At 68.2% G+C, this 17935-nt stretch carries 21 protein-coding genes and 1 tRNA gene; 15 read left to right on the top strand and 7 right to left on the bottom strand.

The features are described from left to right. Positions 1-38 precede the first annotated feature (38 nt). Positions 39-1028: a DMT family transporter gene (locus A5713_RS08220; protein ID WP_068094473.1), complete on the top strand. Its 990-nt coding sequence runs from the start codon at positions 39-41 to the stop codon at positions 1026-1028. Here the strand turns inward: A5713_RS08220 and A5713_RS08215 are convergent. Then, a complete protein-coding gene (locus A5713_RS08215; RefSeq protein WP_067920919.1) occupies positions 947-1810 on the bottom strand; it encodes a phytanoyl-CoA dioxygenase family protein in 864 nt (287 codons plus the stop codon). The two genes, A5713_RS08220 and A5713_RS08215, sit on opposite strands and share 82 nt — an antisense overlap. Positions 1811-1931: 121 nt before the next feature. On the opposite strand from A5713_RS08215, the gene A5713_RS08210 reads away from it, so the two are divergent. Genes A5713_RS08210 through A5713_RS08195 form a run of 4 tightly spaced genes read left to right on the top strand, consistent with a single transcriptional unit; the run spans position 1932 to position 4083 of the window. Beyond that, complete coding sequence (locus A5713_RS08210) at positions 1932-2333, top strand: DUF732 domain-containing protein (RefSeq protein WP_068094542.1); 402 nt, start codon at positions 1932-1934, stop codon at positions 2331-2333. Positions 2334-2364: 31 nt separating this feature from the next. Then, on the top strand, positions 2365-2784 hold the full coding sequence (locus A5713_RS08205) for a YkvA family protein (protein ID WP_068094470.1): 420 nt from the start codon (positions 2365-2367) through the stop codon (positions 2782-2784). Positions 2785-2830: 46 nt separating this feature from the next. Continuing rightward, positions 2831-3250, top strand: coding sequence for a DUF4267 domain-containing protein (locus A5713_RS08200; RefSeq protein WP_068094467.1), 420 nt, complete (start codon positions 2831-2833; stop codon positions 3248-3250). Positions 3251-3255: 5 nt separating this feature from the next. Continuing rightward, positions 3256-4083, top strand: a complete 828-nt coding sequence (locus A5713_RS08195) for an LLM class F420-dependent oxidoreductase (RefSeq protein ID WP_067920913.1) — start codon at positions 3256-3258, stop codon at positions 4081-4083. Positions 4084-4085: 2 nt separating this feature from the next. Here A5713_RS08195 and A5713_RS08190 read toward each other — a convergent pair whose 3' ends face one another. Continuing rightward, the gene (locus A5713_RS08190) at positions 4086-5531 is read right to left on the bottom strand and encodes a YdiU family protein (protein ID WP_197516337.1); all 1446 of its coding nucleotides are present in this window, start codon (positions 5529-5531) and stop codon (positions 4086-4088) included. A gap of 53 nt (positions 5532-5584) precedes the next feature. Next, on the bottom strand, positions 5585-6157 hold the full coding sequence (locus A5713_RS08185; protein WP_068094462.1) for a hemerythrin domain-containing protein: 573 nt from the start codon (positions 6155-6157) through the stop codon (positions 5585-5587). Between the two features lie 250 nt (positions 6158-6407). Between A5713_RS08185 and A5713_RS08180 the strand changes: the two genes are divergently transcribed. From A5713_RS08180 to A5713_RS08170, 3 genes are all read left to right on the top strand, one after another. Continuing rightward, positions 6408-7370, top strand: a complete 963-nt coding sequence (locus tag A5713_RS08180) for a hypothetical protein (RefSeq protein WP_068094459.1) — start codon at positions 6408-6410, stop codon at positions 7368-7370. A 150-nt stretch (positions 7371-7520) separates the two neighbouring features. Next, positions 7521-8444: a CoA ester lyase gene (locus A5713_RS08175; RefSeq protein WP_067920905.1), complete on the top strand. Its 924-nt coding sequence runs from the start codon at positions 7521-7523 to the stop codon at positions 8442-8444. 20 nt (positions 8445-8464) lie between these two features. Further along, positions 8465-9163, top strand: a complete 699-nt coding sequence (locus A5713_RS08170; RefSeq protein ID WP_068094457.1) for a DsbA family protein — start codon at positions 8465-8467, stop codon at positions 9161-9163. Here A5713_RS08170 and A5713_RS08165 read toward each other — a convergent pair. After that, complete coding sequence (locus A5713_RS08165; protein ID WP_068094455.1) at positions 9160-10434, bottom strand: HNH endonuclease signature motif containing protein; 1275 nt, start codon at positions 10432-10434, stop codon at positions 9160-9162. The two genes, A5713_RS08170 and A5713_RS08165, sit on opposite strands and share 4 nt — an antisense overlap. Positions 10435-10482: 48 nt before the next feature. On the opposite strand from A5713_RS08165, the gene A5713_RS08160 reads away from it, so the two are divergent. From A5713_RS08160 to A5713_RS08150, 3 genes are read left to right on the top strand one after another with little or no spacing between them, the layout of a single operon-like run. Next, complete coding sequence (locus tag A5713_RS08160) at positions 10483-10839, top strand: DUF488 domain-containing protein (RefSeq protein ID WP_068094452.1); 357 nt, start codon at positions 10483-10485, stop codon at positions 10837-10839. A gap of 21 nt (positions 10840-10860) precedes the next feature. Continuing rightward, positions 10861-11736 (top strand): LLM class F420-dependent oxidoreductase, encoded by an 876-nt coding sequence (locus A5713_RS08155; protein ID WP_068094449.1) that lies wholly within the window; start codon positions 10861-10863, stop codon positions 11734-11736. Next, entirely contained in the window at positions 11733-12350 is a 618-nt protein-coding gene (locus A5713_RS08150; RefSeq protein ID WP_068094446.1) for a GNAT family N-acetyltransferase, read from the top strand. The genes A5713_RS08155 and A5713_RS08150 overlap by 4 nt, the downstream gene beginning before the upstream one ends. Here A5713_RS08150 and crcB (A5713_RS08145) read toward each other — a convergent pair whose 3' ends face one another. Continuing rightward, entirely contained in the window at positions 12351-12734 is a 384-nt protein-coding gene (gene crcB, locus A5713_RS08145; protein WP_068094444.1) for a fluoride efflux transporter CrcB, read from the bottom strand. Then, entirely contained in the window at positions 12731-13126 is a 396-nt protein-coding gene (gene crcB, locus A5713_RS08140) for a fluoride efflux transporter CrcB (protein WP_068094442.1), read from the bottom strand. Before crcB (A5713_RS08140) ends, crcB (A5713_RS08145) begins: the two co-directional genes overlap by 4 nt. Before the next feature lie 105 nt (positions 13127-13231). Here crcB (A5713_RS08140) and pgm point away from each other — a divergent pair, with 105 nt between their 5' ends. The 3 genes from pgm to A5713_RS08125 all read left to right on the top strand — a co-directional run bounded on the left by pgm (position 13232) and on the right by A5713_RS08125 (position 16248). Next, positions 13232-14860, top strand: coding sequence for a phosphoglucomutase (alpha-D-glucose-1,6-bisphosphate-dependent) (pgm, locus tag A5713_RS08135; protein WP_068094439.1), 1629 nt, complete (start codon positions 13232-13234; stop codon positions 14858-14860). Positions 14861-14952: 92 nt separating this feature from the next. After that, the gene (locus A5713_RS08130; RefSeq protein ID WP_068094436.1) at positions 14953-16122 is read left to right on the top strand and encodes an MFS transporter; all 1170 of its coding nucleotides are present in this window, start codon (positions 14953-14955) and stop codon (positions 16120-16122) included. A 53-nt stretch (positions 16123-16175) separates the two neighbouring features. After that, positions 16176-16248 (top strand) — tRNA-Ala (locus A5713_RS08125). A 31-nt stretch (positions 16249-16279) separates the two neighbouring features. Here the strand turns inward: A5713_RS08125 and A5713_RS08120 are convergent. Then, the gene (locus tag A5713_RS08120) at positions 16280-17083 is read right to left on the bottom strand and encodes a DUF1906 domain-containing protein (protein WP_068094434.1); all 804 of its coding nucleotides are present in this window, start codon (positions 17081-17083) and stop codon (positions 16280-16282) included. 236 nt (positions 17084-17319) lie between these two features. Here A5713_RS08120 and A5713_RS08115 point away from each other — a divergent pair. Next, on the top strand, positions 17320-17935 hold a 616-nt coding region (locus A5713_RS08115), incomplete at its 3' end, for a metal-dependent hydrolase (protein ID WP_068094538.1).

The raw sequence follows: 17935 nt of genomic DNA, 5'->3' as shown, positions 1-17935 counted from the left end.
CAGTTAACGTCGCCGAGGTCCCGGGTACCCGAACGGGCATGGGGTGGGTGCAATCACACGCGATCGCGATCTTCTCGGCGTTGCTGTCCGCGTTCTGGGCCGCGGTCGGGATCGTCGTCCGGCAGCGCGCCGCTCAGGACGTTCCGGCCGATGACGGCATGTCGGGAACCATGGTCACCACGCTGGCCCGCAAACCGTTGTGGTGGGCGGGCACGGTCGGAGCGGTCGCCGGTTACGTCTTTCAAGCCGTGGCGTTGGCCCACGGATCCCTGCTTCTGGTCCAGCCGCTGCTGGTTTCGTCGCTGCTGTTCGCGCTGCCGATGAGCGCACGGCTGTGCCACCAACGGATCAGCGCGGCGCAATGGGGCTGGGCGACGCTGCTGACGGCGGCCTTGGCGCTCTTCGTGCTCGTCGGCCAGCCCCGCGAGGGCCACAACCGCCCCGCGGTACCGGCGTGGACCCTCGCGTTGTCGGTGACGGTGCCGTTGCTGGTTGTCTGCGTCATCGCCGCGAGCCGCGCGGTCGGGCGTGCGCGGGCGATGTTGCTGGGCGCCGCCGTGGCGGTCCTGCTCGGCATGATCGCCGTCTTGACGAAGATCTGCACGCACCGCTATGCCGTCGGCGGCTGGCACGGTCTCCTCACGGTCCCCGCTCCCTACCTCCTGGTGGGCCTGGCCGTCGCCGTGACGGTGGTGCAGAACTCGGCGTTCCACGCCGGGGCGTTGCAGGCGTCGGTGCCGATCATGTTGGTGGGGGAGCCCGTTGTCGCGGTCCTGCTCGGCATCGCGGTGCTGGGTGAACACCTGGCGGTGGGGCGCTCGACGGCCCTCGAGCTGCCGGTCTCGGTCGCGGCGATGGTGGCCAGCGCCGTCGCCCTGAGCCGCAGCCAGGCGATCGAGTCGCAGCGCCATCCGGCGCGGGCCTCAGTGCCAGATGGGAACGGGGCCTACGAGTCCTGCGCGGTTTCCAGCAGTCGCAGCGGGTGCAGACCGTCGACCGCGCCGACGAACGGCGGGTGGATGCTGTAGCCGAGCATGCGGCGAATGTCGTCGGAGACCGTCCGGGCGATGTCGCGCGATATCGACAACGTGAAGGCTTCCATCGGCCGCAGCCACGGCTGGCAGTACTGGGCGGTGACGGCGAGGCGGTCGCGGTCCGTGCTGTTGGCGCCCCCGCCGTGCCACAGGGTCCCGACGAAGAAGACGCACGACCCGGCGGGCATCACGACGGGCACGGCCGCATCGTCGGGGCCGGGCCTGCGCTTGCCCCAACGGTGGCTGCCCGGGTAGAGCACCGTGGCGCCGTTGTCGGCGGTGAAGTCGTCGATGGCCCAGATCGTGGCCGCCGCCAACGGTTCTCGTGGCCGCGGAACCGGATAGAAGCCGTCGTCGTGGTGGGCCAGCTGCGCGGCCTCCCCGGGCTGAATGTTGATGGCCTGCAACGCCGAAAGCAGGTAGTTGGGCATCAGCAGCCGATCGAGCACCGCAAGCACGCGGGGGTTGTCGACCAGCCCGTCGCAGACCCGCGTTCGGCTCAGCAGGCTGTAGATGCGCTGGGTGCGCCGGCCCTCGAAGGAGTTGCGTCCCGTGTGGGCGAGCCACGGGCGCACGACCTCACGGATCTGCCGGCACTGCTCGCCGGTGAGCAGGTTCTCCCAGACGACGTAGCCGTCACGGTCGAGGGCCGCCATGTCCGCCTCGACGACGGCGCTGTCCACCGACTGCCCGCCGCTCGGCGTCCGCCGGTACCGCTGCGCGAGGTCGCCCCTGAGGTCTTCCAGCGTGGTGACGGGCTCGTCGTCGATGTTCATTGGCACTCGTCCTTCATCCCGCACCCACACTAAGCCGAGTTCCCCTCAACTCACACCGAATCGCGGGGGACGCACCCGACAGGACAACACCGGCTTTGTGTACAAGGATGAAGCGGTGCGGATGCTTCTCGTGCTGGCGAGCTTCGCCGCCCTCATCGGCGTCGCCGCTCCGGCGCAGGCCGATCCACCCGGCAACAACGGGCCGGGCCCCGATGCGAGCTTCCTGGCGGCGCTCGATCAGGCGGGCGTTCCCGTCAAGAGCGGGCCGGTCGCGATCGGGGTCGCGAAGAAGGCCTGCCAACTGATGGACCAGGGCCACTCGCAGGCCGACGTCATCCAAAGCATGTCGGCGAGCAACCCGGGATTTTCCGTGGACGATGCAACCAAGTTCACGGTCAGCGCGGTGGCCGCCTACTGCCCCCAGCACCTCGGGGAACCGACCACCGAGCCACCGCCAGGTCCCACGCTGCCGCCGACGGGGATGTGGCCCATGTTTCCGTGGCCGACGCCGGGCGCCGCGTAGGGCGCGGGACCCCGTCCAGGAAGATCGAACGATGTGGTCTGACTGGTGGATGATTCTGATCGGCCTCGCAAGCGCGTTTGCGGTGATCTGGGTGATCCTCGCCATCACCCTCTGGTTGATGAAACCCCAGGCCAACATGCAGGACCTGGTGCGCCTGCTGCCCGATGTGCTTCGGCTGTTGAAACGCCTCGCCGCCGACGACGAACTGCCGCGACGGATCCGGATCGCGCTGGTCGCGCTCATCGCCTTGGTCGTGTCGCCCATCGACTTGATCCCCGATGCCATCCCGGTCATCGGGTTCGCCGACGACGTGATCATCGTCGGCCTGGTGCTGCGCTGGATCAGCCGCACGGCGGGATCCGAGGCGCTCGCCAAGCACTGGCCAGGCACACCCGAGGGGCTCGCCACCTTGTGCAAACTGTGCGGGCTGCCCGATCCCGCACTGGAGTGACGGCCTCGATACCGCTCGCGCGGGCGTGCCCATAGGCTGGCAGACCATGGCAATCGACCGAGCCGCTCTACTGGCGGGCAGCATCCGACTCACCTCCGGCATCTGGTTCCTCATCGACCCCCTGGGCGCGAACCGGTTCTGGGGAGACCCGGGCGACCCGGCTCCGACCGCACGACTGTTGTTGCGCTCCATGGGATATCGCGACGCGTTGATCGGCGGCATGCTCGCGGCGGCGGCGCTGCGCGGCAAGAACACCCGCGGCTGGTTCCTGGCGTCCGGCGGTGCGGACGCGGCGGACCTGCTCGGCGGCATCAGTGTCCACGACGAACTGAAACCCTCGCAACGGATCATCGGTCTCGGCGGCGCGGTCGTCGGCATCGGCGTCGGGCTGTGGGGTGCGGCGCGTCGTACCACCGGGGTCGAGCGGGGAGCCGGTCGCGGGGGCGAGCTGAATGCGGTTGACTGAGCACCATGGGTCTAGGCGTGCTGACATTCGTGACGGACGAGGGCATCGATCCCGTGGCGCTCGGGCAGGCGCTCGAGCAGCGTGGGTTCGAGTCGCTGTTTCTCGCTGAGCATTCCCACATTCCGGCGGGGGACGTAACGCCGTATCCGGCGGGCGGACCGATCCCGCCGAAGTACTACCGCACCCTGGATCCTTTCGTGGCGTTGACCGCGGCCGCGGTCGTCACCGAACGGCTCGTCCTGGGTACCGGCATCGCACTCGTTCCGCAGCGCGATCCGATCCACACGGCCAAGGAGGTGGCGTCACTGGACCTGTTGTCGCAGGGACGGTTTCGGTTCGGTGTCGGCGTGGGCTGGCTGCGCGAAGAGATCGCCAACCACGGCATCGATCCCGCGGTTCGCGGCCGGGTCGTCGACGAGCGGATCGACGCGATGATCGAGATCTGGACGCACGAAACGGCCGGGTTCCACGGCGAATTCGTGAACTTCGAGCCGATCTACAGTTGGCCCAAGCCGGTGCAGAAGCCCTATCCGCCGCTGTACTTCGGCGGCGGGCCCGCGGGCTTCAAACGCATCGCCCGGCTGCACGCCGGTTGGCTGTCGATGACACCGTCCGCGGAGGTGCTGGCCCCGCAACTTCAGCAACTGCGCGATGTCGCCGGCCAGGACGTACCGGTGATCAGCTTCCACGGCGGCGCGCCGACGGCCAACGAGCTGGAGGGCTACCTCGCCCTCGGGGTGGAGCACCTGCTGGTGGAGCTGCCCACCGAGCCTCGCGACCAGACCCTCCGCCGGCTCGACGAGCTCCAGGCCGAGGCCGCAAAGCTGACGTAAGCCTAAGTGCCGCAGAACGTTTGGTACTTTCCGAAGTCCTCCGGGGCCGGGCTGGCGTAGCGCTCCAGACCCGGCCGCTCGTCGAAGGGCGCGGCCACCGCAGCGAGGAGCTGTTCGACGGGTCCCAGCTCGCCGGCCGTCGCGGCGGCCAGGGCCTCCTCGACCAGGTGGTTGCGCGGAATGTAGACCGGGTTGGCCCGGTCCATGACGTCGGCGTCGGGGCGCAGGCTCTGCCAGCGCGACAGCCAGGCGTCGAACCCGGCGAGGTCGACGAACAATCCGCGCGCGGGTTCGGCATCGCCGCGCGCCGCCCGGCCGAGGTGGCGGAAGAACGAGGTGTAGTCGACGTGGCTGTCCTTCAGCAGGGCAAGCAAGTCGTCGGCCAGCGCCGTGCAGTCTCGGGCTTCGATGTCGGCCGGTAAACCGAGTTTGGCGCGCATGCCGGACGACCACACGGCGTCGTACTCGCGCTGGAAGACGCCGAACGATGCCTCCGCAAGCGCGACCGCCTCCTCGATGTCATCGGAGAGCAGGGGGAGCAGCGTCTCGGCGAACCGAGCGAGGTTCCAGCCCGCGACCAGGGGCTGGTTGCCGTAGGCGTAGCGCCCCCAGAAGTCGATCGAACTGAAGACCGTGTCGGGGTCGTAGGCCTCCATGAAAGCGCACGGTCCGTAGTCGATCGTCTCGCCGGAGATCGTCATGTTGTCGGTGTTCATCACCCCGTGCACGAATCCGATCAGCATCCAGCGAGCGATCAGCGATGCCTGCACCGCGACTACGCCTTCGAACAGTGCGAGGTAGGGGCGTTCGGCCTGTGCGGCGCCGGGGTGGTGGCGAGCGATCGCATGGTCGGCGAGGCGCCGCAGCAATTCGCCGTCGCCGGACGACGCTGCGTACTGGAAGCTGCCCACCCGCAGATGGCTGCTGGCCACCCGGGTCAGCACGGCCCCGGGCAATTCCGCTTCGCGCAGCACCGGACGGCCGGTGCCCACCACGGCCAGCGATCGTGTCGTCGGCACTGAAAGCGCGTGCATCGCTTCGCTGACGATGTACTCGCGCAGCATGGGACCGACCGCCGCCAGCCCGTCGCCGCCGCGCGCGAACGGCGTCGGCCCGGAGCCTTTGAGGTGGATGTCGCGCAGACGGCCCTCGGCGTCGACGAGCTCGCCGAGCAGCAGGGCGCGTCCGTCGCCCAGCCGGGGGACGAAGCCGCCGAATTGATGCCCCGCGTAGGCCTGGGCCACCGGAACGGCGCCGCTGGGCACCAGGTTGCCGACCAGGAAGCGCAGTCCGTCGGGACTCCGCAGCCAGTCGGCGTCCAGTCCGAGCTCCGCCGCAAACCCGTCGTTGAACGCCAGCAGCCTCGGCTCGGCCGGGGCCTCCGCTTGCCAGCGCATGGCCATCTCCGGCAGCTCACGGAAGAACCGGTGTTGCAGGGCAACGGTCATATCCGGAGCGACACTCACCTCGTCGAGCCTACGGAAAGTTCGGCGGTGCAGGCCTAGCCGACTCCGATGGCCTGCTTGATCACATCGCGGGCGCGGTCGAGCATCGACGCGAACGGCCCCAGGGCGAAATTCAGCTTCGCCGACTCGACGCCGGGGTGCGGGCGGGTCGGCGCGATGGCCTCGGCCGCTCGCACAGCCGCGCCCATCCGCTTGAGATCGTCCTCGTCGACTTTCCGGAGCAAAACGGGGAACTCGTCTTCCTCCTCGTGCCGTGCGTGCTCGAGGACGGCGTCGCGCAGCCTGGTCACGGCGTCGACGAACTGCTGCGAGGCGATATCGAGGTCCTCGATCTGTGACAGCAGCTCCTTGGCTTCGTGCTCTTCTTTGAGCCGGGCGTCGACGATGGCGTCCCCGTCGTCGGTCTCGCGGCGCACCCGCGGGTGCACCACCATTTCCTCGGCCGTCTCGTGGACGGCGAGCAATTGACGCAACTCGACGAACGGCTTCTCCCGCGCCTGCGGGTCGGACGCGTGCAGGACTTCGTCGAACATGTCCTCGATGAGGTTGTGTTGCGCCTTCAGGAAAGCGACGACCTCGTCGGGCGATTGCACAATCATGTCGGCCATCGCGATACCTCCAGTGTTCTGGGAGTTGGAAATTCGCACCATGGGCTGTGTGCGGCTCGTCGAGACGTACCCGCTGTACAAACCGCTAAACGAGGGCGGTCGCGCCGGCGCGGCCACCTCGGGCCAGGGGCCAAAGCGATCTGGATCACACGCCGGGTGCCGATGTTATCTGTCCGCGCCCGAATGGGTAGCCGACCCAAAGGCGCTTTCGTGCCGATCCAGAAAATCAACGCAGGAGGCGAGTTTTTCAATGACTTCAACGGACAAGACGACGGTTTTGGCGCAGCTGCGCGCTTTGCACCAGCTGACCAACACCGAGATCCAGGTTGCCGAAACCCGCATCGCACAGGCGCGTACCGAGGCCGTCGAGCGGGAACTGACACAGAACGCGTCGAACGCACGTGACCGTTCCGAGGCGATCGAGAAGGCGATACGCGGGTTGGGTGGCGTCCCCGACATCGTCGGCCCGTTCCTGGGCCGCGCCGCGGCGGCGGTCAAGGCGCTGACCGAACAGGCGCAACCGTTCGACGAGGCGCTGCTGGGCGACCTGGCGCTGGAGGATCAATTGCTCGACCGCGCCCGCTACCTCAAGGCGCTGGCCGTGGCCGCCGAGCTCCCCGAGGTGGAGAGCCTGGCGACGCGACTGATCACCGCTCATTCGGCGACCGTCGATTGGCTGACGACCGTGCTCGCCGAGGATGCGCTCGGTGGACCGGCCGCGCTGCGTCGCACACCGTTGCAGGCGGCGGCCGGAACCGCGGTCAAACTGGTGAACCTGCCGGTCGAGTGGTCGGTCCGCGGTGTCGACAGGGCCGCGGACGCGCTGCGCTCGGCCCGCCCGACGTTCAACGAACTGGTCAGCAGGGGCGCGCACGCGGGTGACGTGGCGACCCGGGCGATCGTCGCTTCCCGGAACGCCGCCCTCGAGGCGGCCGAGCGGGTGACCCGCAACGAGGGGGCCCGGCAGACCGCCGACGCCCTGCACGCGGCACGCGCCTCCGTGGGGGTCCTCGACGCCGACGAGCTGCCCATCGCCAACTACGACGAGCTCAACGTGAGCGAGGCCGTCGCCGAGGTGAAGGACCTCACCAATCCGAGCGACGTGCGGGCGATCATCGCGTACGAGGAGGCCAACAAGAACCGCCAGCGGGTGGTGTCGGCCGCCCAAACGCGCGTTGCCGCCATCGCGCAGGAGGTCGTCGGCATCAACTAGCCGAAAATTCCACAGTCAGCCGCCCGGGGGAGGGCTCGATCCTCGGGCGGTCTGGCCATTTCTGCGTCGAGGGGGCATGCCCAACCGCCCGTTTGGGGATATCGCTACGGTTAAGGCACCAATCCGATACCGATAACCACGAGAGACCGAATGTACGACCAGGTCAACACCAGCGCGACGGAGCCCGACGACGCCATCGGCTACCGCATCGACCCCGTTTTGGCCCGGAGCTGGCTATTGGTCAACGGTGCGCACGCGGACCGGTTCCAGTCCGCGGTGCACTCGCGGGCCGACATCGTCGTACTCGACATCGAGGACGCCGTCGCACCCAAAGACAAGCACGCCGCCCGCGACAACGTGGTGAGCTGGCTGGACACCGGCAACACCGACTGGGTGCGCGTCAACGGGTTCGGCACCCCGTGGTGGGCGGACGACCTCGCGGCACTGGCGGGAACGCCGGTCGGAGGGGTGATGCTGGCGATGGTCGAATCGGTCGACCACGTCACCGAGACCGCCCAACGGCTGCCCAACGTGCCGATCGTGGCGTTGGTGGAGACGGCCCGCGGGCTCGAACGCATCACCGAAATAGCCGCGGCGAAGGGCACCTTCCGGCTCGCCTTCGGCATCGGAGACTTCCGCCGCGACACCGGTTTCGGGGAGGACCCGAGCACGCTGGCCTACGCCCGCTCGCGCTTCACGATCGCCGCGAAGGCGGCCAGCCTGCCCAGCGCCATCGACGGGCCCACGATCGGCTCGAATGCGTTGAAACTGATCGAGGCCACGGCCGTGTCCGTGGAATTCGGGATGACCGGCAAGATCTGCCTGACGCCGGACCAGTGCGCGGTGGTCAACGAGGGCCTGTCGCCATCGCACGACGAAATATCGTGGGCGAAGGAGTTTTTCGCCGAGTTCGAACGTGACGGGGGAGAGATTCGTAACGGTTCCGACCTGCCGCGGATTGCCAGGGCCACGAAGATCCTCGAGCTGGCCCGCGCCTACGGCATCGAACCGTCGGACTTCGACGACGAAGAACGGGATCATTCGCCCGCGCCGTCGGACACCTATCACTACTGAGCGGCGAAGCGGGTCCGAACATGAGCGTTGCGGTGGAGTTCCATTTCGACCCGATGTGTCCGTTCGCCTACCAAACGTCATTGTGGATTCGCGACGTGCGCGATCAACTCGGCATCACCGTCGACTGGCGTTTCTTCAGCCTCGAAGAGATCAACCGGTCCGAGGGCCAGAAGCACCCGTGGGAGCGGGAGTGGTCCTATGGGTGGTCGTTGATGCGGATCGGGGCGCTGCTGCGCCGAACGGACATGGCGCTGCTGGATCGGTGGTACGGCGCCATCGGCCACGAACTGCACACGCTGGGCGGTAAACCGCACGACCCCGCGGTTGCCCGTCGCTTGCTGTGCGACATCGGCGCCGACCCGTCGGTTTTCGACGCGGCGCTGGACGACCCGACCACCCACGACGAGATCCGCTACGACCATCAGCGGGTCATCGACGCCGGCGGCTATGGTGTTCCCACCCTGTTCTTGTTGGGACAGTGCCTGTTTGGACCGGTCTTGGTGGACCCGCCCACCGGTCCCCAGGCGTTGACGCTGTGGAATGTCGTCACCGGCATGGCCGAGTTACCCCACGTGTACGAGCTGCAGCGACCCAAATCACCCGCCGATGTCGAGCTCATCGGCCGGAGCCTGCGTCCCTACCTGGCCGGGCGTGACTGGGTCAGCATCAACCGCGGTGAAGTCATCGATGTCGAGCGCCTCACCGGTCAGGGCACCTAGGCCGCGTGTCGCGCGAGGCGGACCCCGACGCGGATCTCCAGCTCGCTGACCGTGATCGTGGGGACGCGCGGCGGCGCCATCGAGCGGTAGCCCTTGCCGGTGGGCGTCGTGAATAGCGCTGTGTGCGTGTGGTTTTCGTCGACGGCGGTGCTCACCCGCCATCCTGCGTTCTCCTTGACGTAGTTGCAGTGCTCGCACAGGCCCAGACCGTTGTCTGCGGTGGTCGGGCCGCCGTCGGCCCACGCCCGCGCGTGGTCGCGGTGTCTGACCGGCGCATCGCAGTAGGGCGTGCGGCAACGCTGATCGCGCAGGCCGATGAATGCGGCCAGCCCGCGGGGAAAGAGGCGTGCCCGTGACTCCATCGCCACCAGCGCTCCGGAGCGCGGATGGGCGTACAGCCGGCGCAGCGTCGCGCGCGAACGCCGGTCGGTGACAGCGCTACTGACCATTGCGCGCGCGACCGCCGCGGGGACGGGACCGTAGCCGGCGAGGTCAGCGGGCGCGTTGTCACCGCCGAGCAGCGTCTCGTCGGACAGCACCAGGTTGACCGCGATCGGGCTGGGGACCGTGGCGCCGCGGCCGGTGACCCGTTCGACCAGGGTGTCGGCCATCACCTGACCGCGCGTGCGCCCGTCGCCGCGGGTGTCCGCTTCGCGGCGCAGCGCCGCGTACACCGAAACGCCTTGCGCCACAGGTAATAATGCGGTGAGGTACGTCATCGTGTCGGGCGCGGGCCGAATGGTGACGGTGCGTTCCATCTCGGCTTTGGCCGCCCGCTCGACGACGGCGTGCGGATCCAGCCGGTAGGCGATCGCTTTCGCCGCGGCGGCAACTCGCGCGTCGCCCATGCCGTCCAGTCCCGCCGGGTCGGCGCACAGCTCCGCGTCCAACGCCCGGCGATCCTCGACTTCCAGGCAGGCGCTCTCGCGGACGATCAGCGTCGCCCGCCACCCCGACAACGCCCCGCATTCCAGCGCCGCCAGCGTGTGCGGCATCTCGTAGACGAGGGCCTTGGCGAAGCCCAGATGCCGACCGCCCCGGGCGGGGGAGTCGCGCCGCGCCAGCGCGACTTCGCTCGCCACGCCGCGCCCGCGCCGCGCGGCGGGCACCCCTTCGGCCGCCTCGGTGGCCCACCGAGTGGCGTCCAGTGCGGCCGCGGCCCGGGCCTGGCCGGCAGCGGCGGCGCACTTGACCATCTCCAGCTCGGCGATGCGTTCTATCAGGGCCAATTCACCGGCCGCCGGGTCGACGTTCGCCAATTCTTCGAACATAAGTTCGATAATAACGAAGTCTACCGACGGGCGCCTACCCTGGCGTTTATGAGCGCCAAGGACAGGGTTCGCGTGGCGCGGGTCTACGACGACGTCGCCGCCGACGAGGGTCGGCGCGTGCTGGTCGACCGCGTCTGGCCGCGGGGGATGCGCAAGGACGATCCGAGGGTGGGCACCTGGTGCAAGGACGTCGCACCGTCGAAGGAACTCCGGGAGTGGTATCAGCACCGCCCCGAACGGTTCGACGAGTTCGCCAAGCGCTACTGGGCGGAGCTGCGCGACAGCCCGGCGCTGGACGAGCTCCGCGATCTGGCCGGGCACGGTGTCCTCACCCTGGTCACCGCGACTCGCGAGGTGGAGATCAGCCAGGCGGCCGTCCTTGCGGAGATGCTGAAAAGCCGCTGAACGTCGTGAGACGATTCTGCGATGCGGCTGGGATTGCATGCCCTGGGGATCGGTACCGGCGCCGACCGCGCGGTGATCGATGCCGTCGCGTCGACCGCTGACGATTGCGGTTTCGCCACGCTGTGGGTGGGTGAACACGTCGTGATGGCCGACCGGCCCGCTTCGCGCTATCCCTACTCCGAGGACGGCGTCATTGCCGTTCCGGCGCAGGCGGATTGGCTTGACCCGATGATCGCCCTGAGCTTTGCCGCGGCCGTCTCGTCGCGGATCGGCCTGGCCACGGGCGTGCTCCTGCTGCCCGAACACCATCCGGTGGTGGTGGCCAAGCAGGCCGCCAGCCTGGATCGGCTCAGCGGTGGGCGGCTGACACTGGGCGTGGGCGTCGGGTGGTCCAGGGAGGAATTCGCCGCGCTCTCAGTGCCCTTCGCCCGTCGCGGTGCGCGTACCGCCGAATATGCGGCCGCGATGCGCACGGTGTGGCGTGACGACGTCGCCTCGTTCGACGGCGACTTCGTGAAGTTCGAGTCCATCCGGGTCAACCCCAAACCGGTGCGGGACCGTCGTATCCCGATCGTGCTAGGGGGCAACAGCGATTCGGCGCTGCGCCGTGCGGCGAAGTGGGGCGACGGCTGGTACGGGTTCAACATCGATGGGCTGGAGGCCGCGCGCGATCGCGTCGCCGAGCTGCAACGGCTATGCACCGACTCGGGGCGGGATCCCGCCCAGCTGCGGCTGTCGGTCGCGCTACGCGACCCGGAAGTCGTTGACATCGGCGCCCTCGCCGACATGGGCATCGACGAACTGGTTCTCGTCGAGTCACCTCCCGACCGGCCCGAGGCGGCGGCCGAATGGGTTGTGGCGCTGGCCGAGCGGTGGATGAAGGCGGCACTCGCGTGAGCGGGGCCGACCCCATCCTGCCGCGGGAATTGACCGACGTTTCCGCCGAAGTCCGCGCAGTCCCACCACCTCCCATTCCCGCGTTGCCCGACCCATACGGGTTGCGTCTGGCCGATCCCGACGCGGACGCGGAGATGATCGCCGAGTGGATGAGCCGGCCGCACTTGGCCGAAGCGTGGGAGTCCGCCTGGCCGGTGGCGCGCTGGCATCGTTATCTGCGCGCGCAGATCGAAGGCGCCTTCTCGCGACCCTTCATCGCCACGCTCTATGGAACAGACCGCGCCTACATCGAATTGTACAGGGCGGCAAAGGATTCCATCGCGACCCGATATGAGCATGATCCCCACGATCTGGGGTTGCACGTCGCGGTGGCCGATCTGGACTACATCAAGCGGGGACACGTGAGTTACCTGCTGCCCTACCTGGTGGGCAGCATCCTGGGCCTCGATCCGCAATGCCGGCGCATCATGTTCGATCCCGACCACCGCAACGCCCTGGCGCGCACATTCTGCGAGCGGGGAGGCTGCGTCTTCCTCGGCGAGCACGACATGTCGAACCGGCGGATGGCGCTCTATGCGCTGCCCCGCACGCCCGACGACGTTCCCCGCGGTTGACTAGAGCTGCTCGGCGATCCACTGCGCGGAGAACGCCGCCGCCTCGCCCAGCGCGACGCTGACGACGATGTTGGCGACCGCCGTGCGCAGCTGTCGCTCCTCGCCGAGCCGCTGCGTTTCCAGCATCCAGGTGGAAAACGTGGTGTAGGCCCCGACGAACGCCGTTCCGGCCAATAGGGCCGCCTCCTTGCTGAGCACCAGGCCCCCGAGGAAGCCCAGGAGCGCGGCGCCGCTGACGTTCACGACCAACGTGCCGAACGGCAATGACCGGGCGGCCCGCCTGGCCACCGCACGGTCGACCACGAACCGCAGCACCGACCCGGCGCCGCCGATCAGTGCCACCCCCACCCACACCGCAGCCGTCGTGGCCGCGCCGGCCGTCATCCGCGGATCCGGACGCGGCGCACCAATTTGGTGGCGAGGTGCACCGCCAACAGTCCCACCACGATGCTGGTGAGCGTGTAGGTCGCGGCCAGGACCCAATGGCCGTGCTCGACCATCCTCAGCGTCTCGACCTGCATCGTGGAGAAGGTGGTGAGTCCGCCGCACAATCCGGTGCCCAGCAGCGGGCGCCGGTAACTGGACAACGGCAGCCGCTCCAGCAGCCGGGTGGTGAAGTACCCGAGCAGGAAGGCGCCGACGATGTTGACCGTGAACGTCGGCCACGGCCACCTCGCCGGGTCGCCGGCGGCGAGCGTGCCCAGGCCGGCACGGGCGAGGGAGCCCAGCGCCCCGCCGGCGAAAACCGCGGCCAACTCGCGATAGTCGTGTGCCACGCGCGATCCCTTCGCCTCTGCCTGGACTTACGGGTGGGTGAATCCGGGACGTCAGAAAAGTACCTGACAAGTCAGCGACGTGCGCCGCAGGCAGAATTGACAACCATGGCCCACCCCCGCGCCGGCCAGCCGGCCCAGCCCGAAGACCTCGTCGACCTGCCGCACCTGGTGACGGCCTACTACTCGATTGAGCCCGATCCCGACGACGTCGCCCAGCAGGTGGTGTTCGGCACGTCGGGCCACCGCGGGTCGGCGCTGAACGGCGCCTTCAACGAGGCCCACATCCTGGCCATCACCCAGGCGATCGTCGAATACCGCGCCGCCCAGGGCACCACGGGCCCGCTGTTCATCGGCCGTGACACGCACGGCCTCTCCGAGCCGGCGTGGGTGTCGGCGCTGGAGGTGCTGGCGGCCAACGACGTCGTCACGATGATCGACTCCCGCGATCGCTACACCCCGACACCGGCGGTCAGCCACGCCATCCTCGGCTACAACCGGGGGCGCGCCGAGGCGCTGGCCGACGGCATCGTCGTCACGCCGTCGCACAACCCGCCGCCGGACGGCGGCTTCAAGTACAACCCGCCCAACGGCGGCCCGGCGGACACCGACGCAACCAACGCAATCGCCAAGCGCGCCAACGAGATTCTGCGCGACGGCGCCGGCGTGAAGCGGGTGCCGCTGGCCCGGGCGCTGCAAACCGTCCAGCGTCACGACTACCTGGGCGACTACGTCGACGACCTGCCGAACGTGGTCGACATCGACGCGGTCCGCGCGGCCGGGGTCCGCATCGGCGCCGACCCGCTGGGCGGGGCGAGCGTGGACTACTGGGGTGAGATCGCCCAGCGCCACCGTCTGGACCTGACCGTGGTCAACCCGTTGGTCGATGCGACCTGGCGGTTCATGACGCTCGACCACGACGGCAAGATCCGGATGGATTGCAGCTCACCCGATGCGATGGCTGGCCTGATCGCCAACCGGGACCGCTACCAGATCGCCACCGGCAACGACGCGGACTCCGACCGCCACGGTATCGTCACGCCCGACGGGGGACTGCTCAACCCCAACCACTACCTCGCGGTGGCCATCGACTACCTCTACACGCACCGCCCGTCGTGGCCGGACGGCATCGCCGTGGGCAAAACCGCGGTGAGTTCGTCGATCATCGACCGGGTGGTCGCCGGTCTCGGCCGCAAGCTCGTCGAGGTGCCGGTCGGGTTCAAGTGGTTCGTCGACGGCCTGATCGGCGGCACCATCGGCTTCGGCGGTGAGGAGTCCGCGGGCGCGTCGTTCCTGCGGCGCGACGGTTCGGTGTGGACCACCGACAAGGACGGCATCATCCTCGCCCTGCTGGCCTCGGAAATCCTGGCCGTTACGGGGCTGAGCCCGTCCCGGCGGTACCAGGAACTGACCGCCGAGTACGGCACGCCGTTCTACGCTCGCGTCGATGCGCCCGCCGACCGCGAGCAAAAGGCCCGCCTGGCCAAGCTGTCGGCCGAGCAGGTCACCGCCACGGAGCTGGCGGGCGAGCCGATCACCGCGAAACTCACCGCCGCGCCCGGCAACGGTGCCGCGCTGGGCGGATTGAAGGTGACGACCGCCAACGCCTGGTTTGCCGCGCGGCCGTCGGGCACGGAAGACGTGTACAAAATCTACGCGGAGTCATTCAACGGCCCAGAGCATTTGGCGGAGGTGCAGGAAGCCGCGCGCGAGGTGGTTAATAAAGTCATTGGGTGACCATTTCCCTCCGCCTTGCCCGTTCGGGGGGACGTGGCACTCGTTCTAGTCGGCTGCCCCGCGAAGTCTGGATCCTCAGCTGGGCGAATGTCATGGTTGCCTTGGGCTACGGTGTCATTTCGCCGGCGATGCCCGCCTTCGCGCATACCTTCGGGGTCAGCATCAAAGCGGTGACTTTCTTGGTCACCGTCTTTTCGTTGAGCCGGCTGTGTTTCGCACCGGTCAGCGGTGCGCTGGTGCAGCGGTTGGGCGAGCGACGGATTTACATCGGTGGTTTGCTGATCGTGGCGTTGTCCACGATCGCGTGCGCGTATTCGCAGGCGTACTGGCAATTGCTGGTGTTCCGCGGCATCAGCGGTGTCGGCTCGACGATGTTCTACGTCTCGGCGCTGGGACTGATGATCCATATCAGCCCACCCGATGCGCGGGGGCGAATCGCGGGGCTGTTCACGACCTCGTTCATGATCGGCGCGGTGGGCGGGCCGGCGATCGGCGGCCTGACGGCGGGCTGGGGTCTGACCGCCCCGTTCATCGTGTACGGCGTCGCCATGCTGGGTGTGGTGGTGGCGTTGTTCTACGGGTTGCGGCATTCGGAACTGGCCGCGCCCCCGCCGCCGACCCGATCGACGGTGACGATGCGCCAGGCGCTGCGCGTCCGCGCGTACTGGGCGGCGCTACTGGCCAACTTTGCGACCGGCTGGGCGGCGTTTGGTCTGCGGGTCGCGCTGGTGCCGCTGTTCCTCGCCGACGTCATGGGCAAAAGCGTCGGCGTCATCGGGGTGGCGCTCGCGGCGTTCGCCGCCGGCAACGCTGTGGCCGTCGTCCCCAGTGGTTACCTGTCCGACCGGATGGGACGGCGCACGCTGTTGATCGTGGGCCTGGCGGCGTCCGGCGTGGCGACCGCCGCGCTGGGAGTCGTGTCGTCGCTGCCCGCGTTCATGATCGCCGCGGCCATATCCGGTGCGACGACCGGCATTTTCATGTCCCCGATGCAGGCCGCGGTGGCCGACATCCTCGGCAACGAGGCGCGCGCGGGCATTCCGGTGGCGGCGGTGCAGATGCTGTCCGATCTGGGTGCCATCGTCGGCTCCATGACAGTCGGGTGGGCCGCGGAGCAGCTCAGCTTCGGCTGGGGATTCGGCATCAGCGGGATCGTCTTGCTGGTCGCCGCCGTCGGCTGGGTGCCGGCGGCGGAAACGCGCACGCTGATCCATCCGGAACACGGTTTGGCGGAGTCTCAAGCGGACGGTGAGGCAGCCTGAGCAGCAACTTTGAAGGACGGTTACCAGTGGTGTAGCTTCGACTGGCACGACTTGGGGCTATGGCGCAGCTGGTAGCGCACCACACTGGCAGTGTGGGGGTCAGGGGTTCGAGTCCCCTTAGCTCCACCGGATATTCGGCGGCCCGACGACACCCGGCTCACCGATGTAGGTTCCACTGGCCGCAATCGCCGGCAAGGACGTCGTTGACGTCGACTTCGAGCCCCCCGACTTTTGGGCCTGGATTCGACGCCGTGCTCACCACGCGTTGGTAGAGCACCGCGGCGGGATCGATCTGGCCGTGGGACCAGGCCTTGGTTTGCCAGGCCCACCGGTGGCCCGGGGTGCTCGAATTCCCGATAACCCCATCAGCGGCGGCCCACCGGCACACATCAATACCGCCGTAGACGCCGGTGCGCTGCACTCCCAGTACCGAATTGATTCCACGAAACCACTTGAGCGCCAAGTTGTTCCAGGTGTCGTGGTTGATGTCCTCGTCAATGCTGAAGAAGATCGGGGCGCTCTGACCGCCACCCGCCTCGGTGTGCAGCTTCCAGGCCGTGCGCGCATCATCGACGCCGCCCTCGAACCCGCGCCGGAAGTCCGATGGTGCCGTCCCGCCCGGCTTCCCGTATTGGTAATTGCTGACGATGATCAGGCCGGCGGCGTTGAGCTGCTCGGCGTAGGACCGGGTGATCGGCTTGGCGCCCATGGACGAGCCGGGACGCGACAGCGAGACGTAGTTGATGACCCCGGAGTGGCCGGCGGCTCTAATCTGCTGCGCCGGAATTTGGCGCGCGGCGAAGTCGATCAATGTGGGGGTGGCGCCGACGGCGGCACGGGCCGTGGCGGTTGTCGATGCCGCATACAGCGCTGGCAGTGCCGACATGGTGATGGCGTAGCGCAATACGTCGCGCCGGGGGAGAGGGCGCGACCGCTGCGCACTCACCGAGAAGTCCTGCATCGCGTGATGTTAATTTTGTGACTTTTGTCAACATAAGTGGCGCATAGCAGTCGATATCAAATCGGTTTCTGCGGTTCACCGTGTCGAGTCAATCGCTGGAGCGCATGGGGGTTCGAGTCCCTTAGTCCGAAAGCGAACTTTCCGCATCCTGGTACCGCCGGTACGCATAACCGGCCGCTCGCGTGGGTACGCGGGCGAGTGAACGGTTGTTCGCAGTAGTCGGGAGGGAGTTTCTGATGCCCGAGGTCCAACTTCACCACGACGGGCACCCCAGGTATCGGCGGATGGTCCGGTTCGATTGGTCGGAGACGCCGCTGCACTGGGTCCCCGACGATCCGTTCTCGACGCACATGATCAACGTCCTGCATCTGCTGCTGCCCGAGGGCGAGCGGCACTTCATCAAGGCCGTGCTCGAAGCGTCGTCGATGGTCGATGACCCGGAGTTGGAGGCGGCGATCAAGCCGTTCATCCAGCAGGAGTCCTGGCATGCCTGGGCGCACCAGGTGGTGCTCGACCACCTCGCCGAGCAGGGCATCGACACCAAGCCGTACACGGATCGGCTCGGGAGGCTGTTGTCGATGACGCTGGGCGACCCGCCCCAGTGGTTTCCGCCGGCCATGAAGCGGTGGTGGCTGTATCGGCGGCTGGCCGATGTGGCCGCGCTGGAGCACTACACCGCGATGTTGGGCCAATGGGTGCTGACGAACCGGGGCCTGGACTACGCGAAGGCCGACCCCATGATGCTGGATCTGCTGCGTTGGCACGGCGCCGAGGAGGTCGAGCACCGGTCGCTGGTGTACGACGTCTACCAGCACGTCTCCGGGAGCTACTTGATCAGGGCGTTCTCGATGT

This window comes from Mycobacterium sp. E2497, from assembly GCF_001668695.1.
Lineage (GTDB): Bacteria > Actinomycetota > Actinomycetes > Mycobacteriales > Mycobacteriaceae > Mycobacterium.
This window is presented reverse-complemented; position numbering and strand designations above follow the sequence as displayed.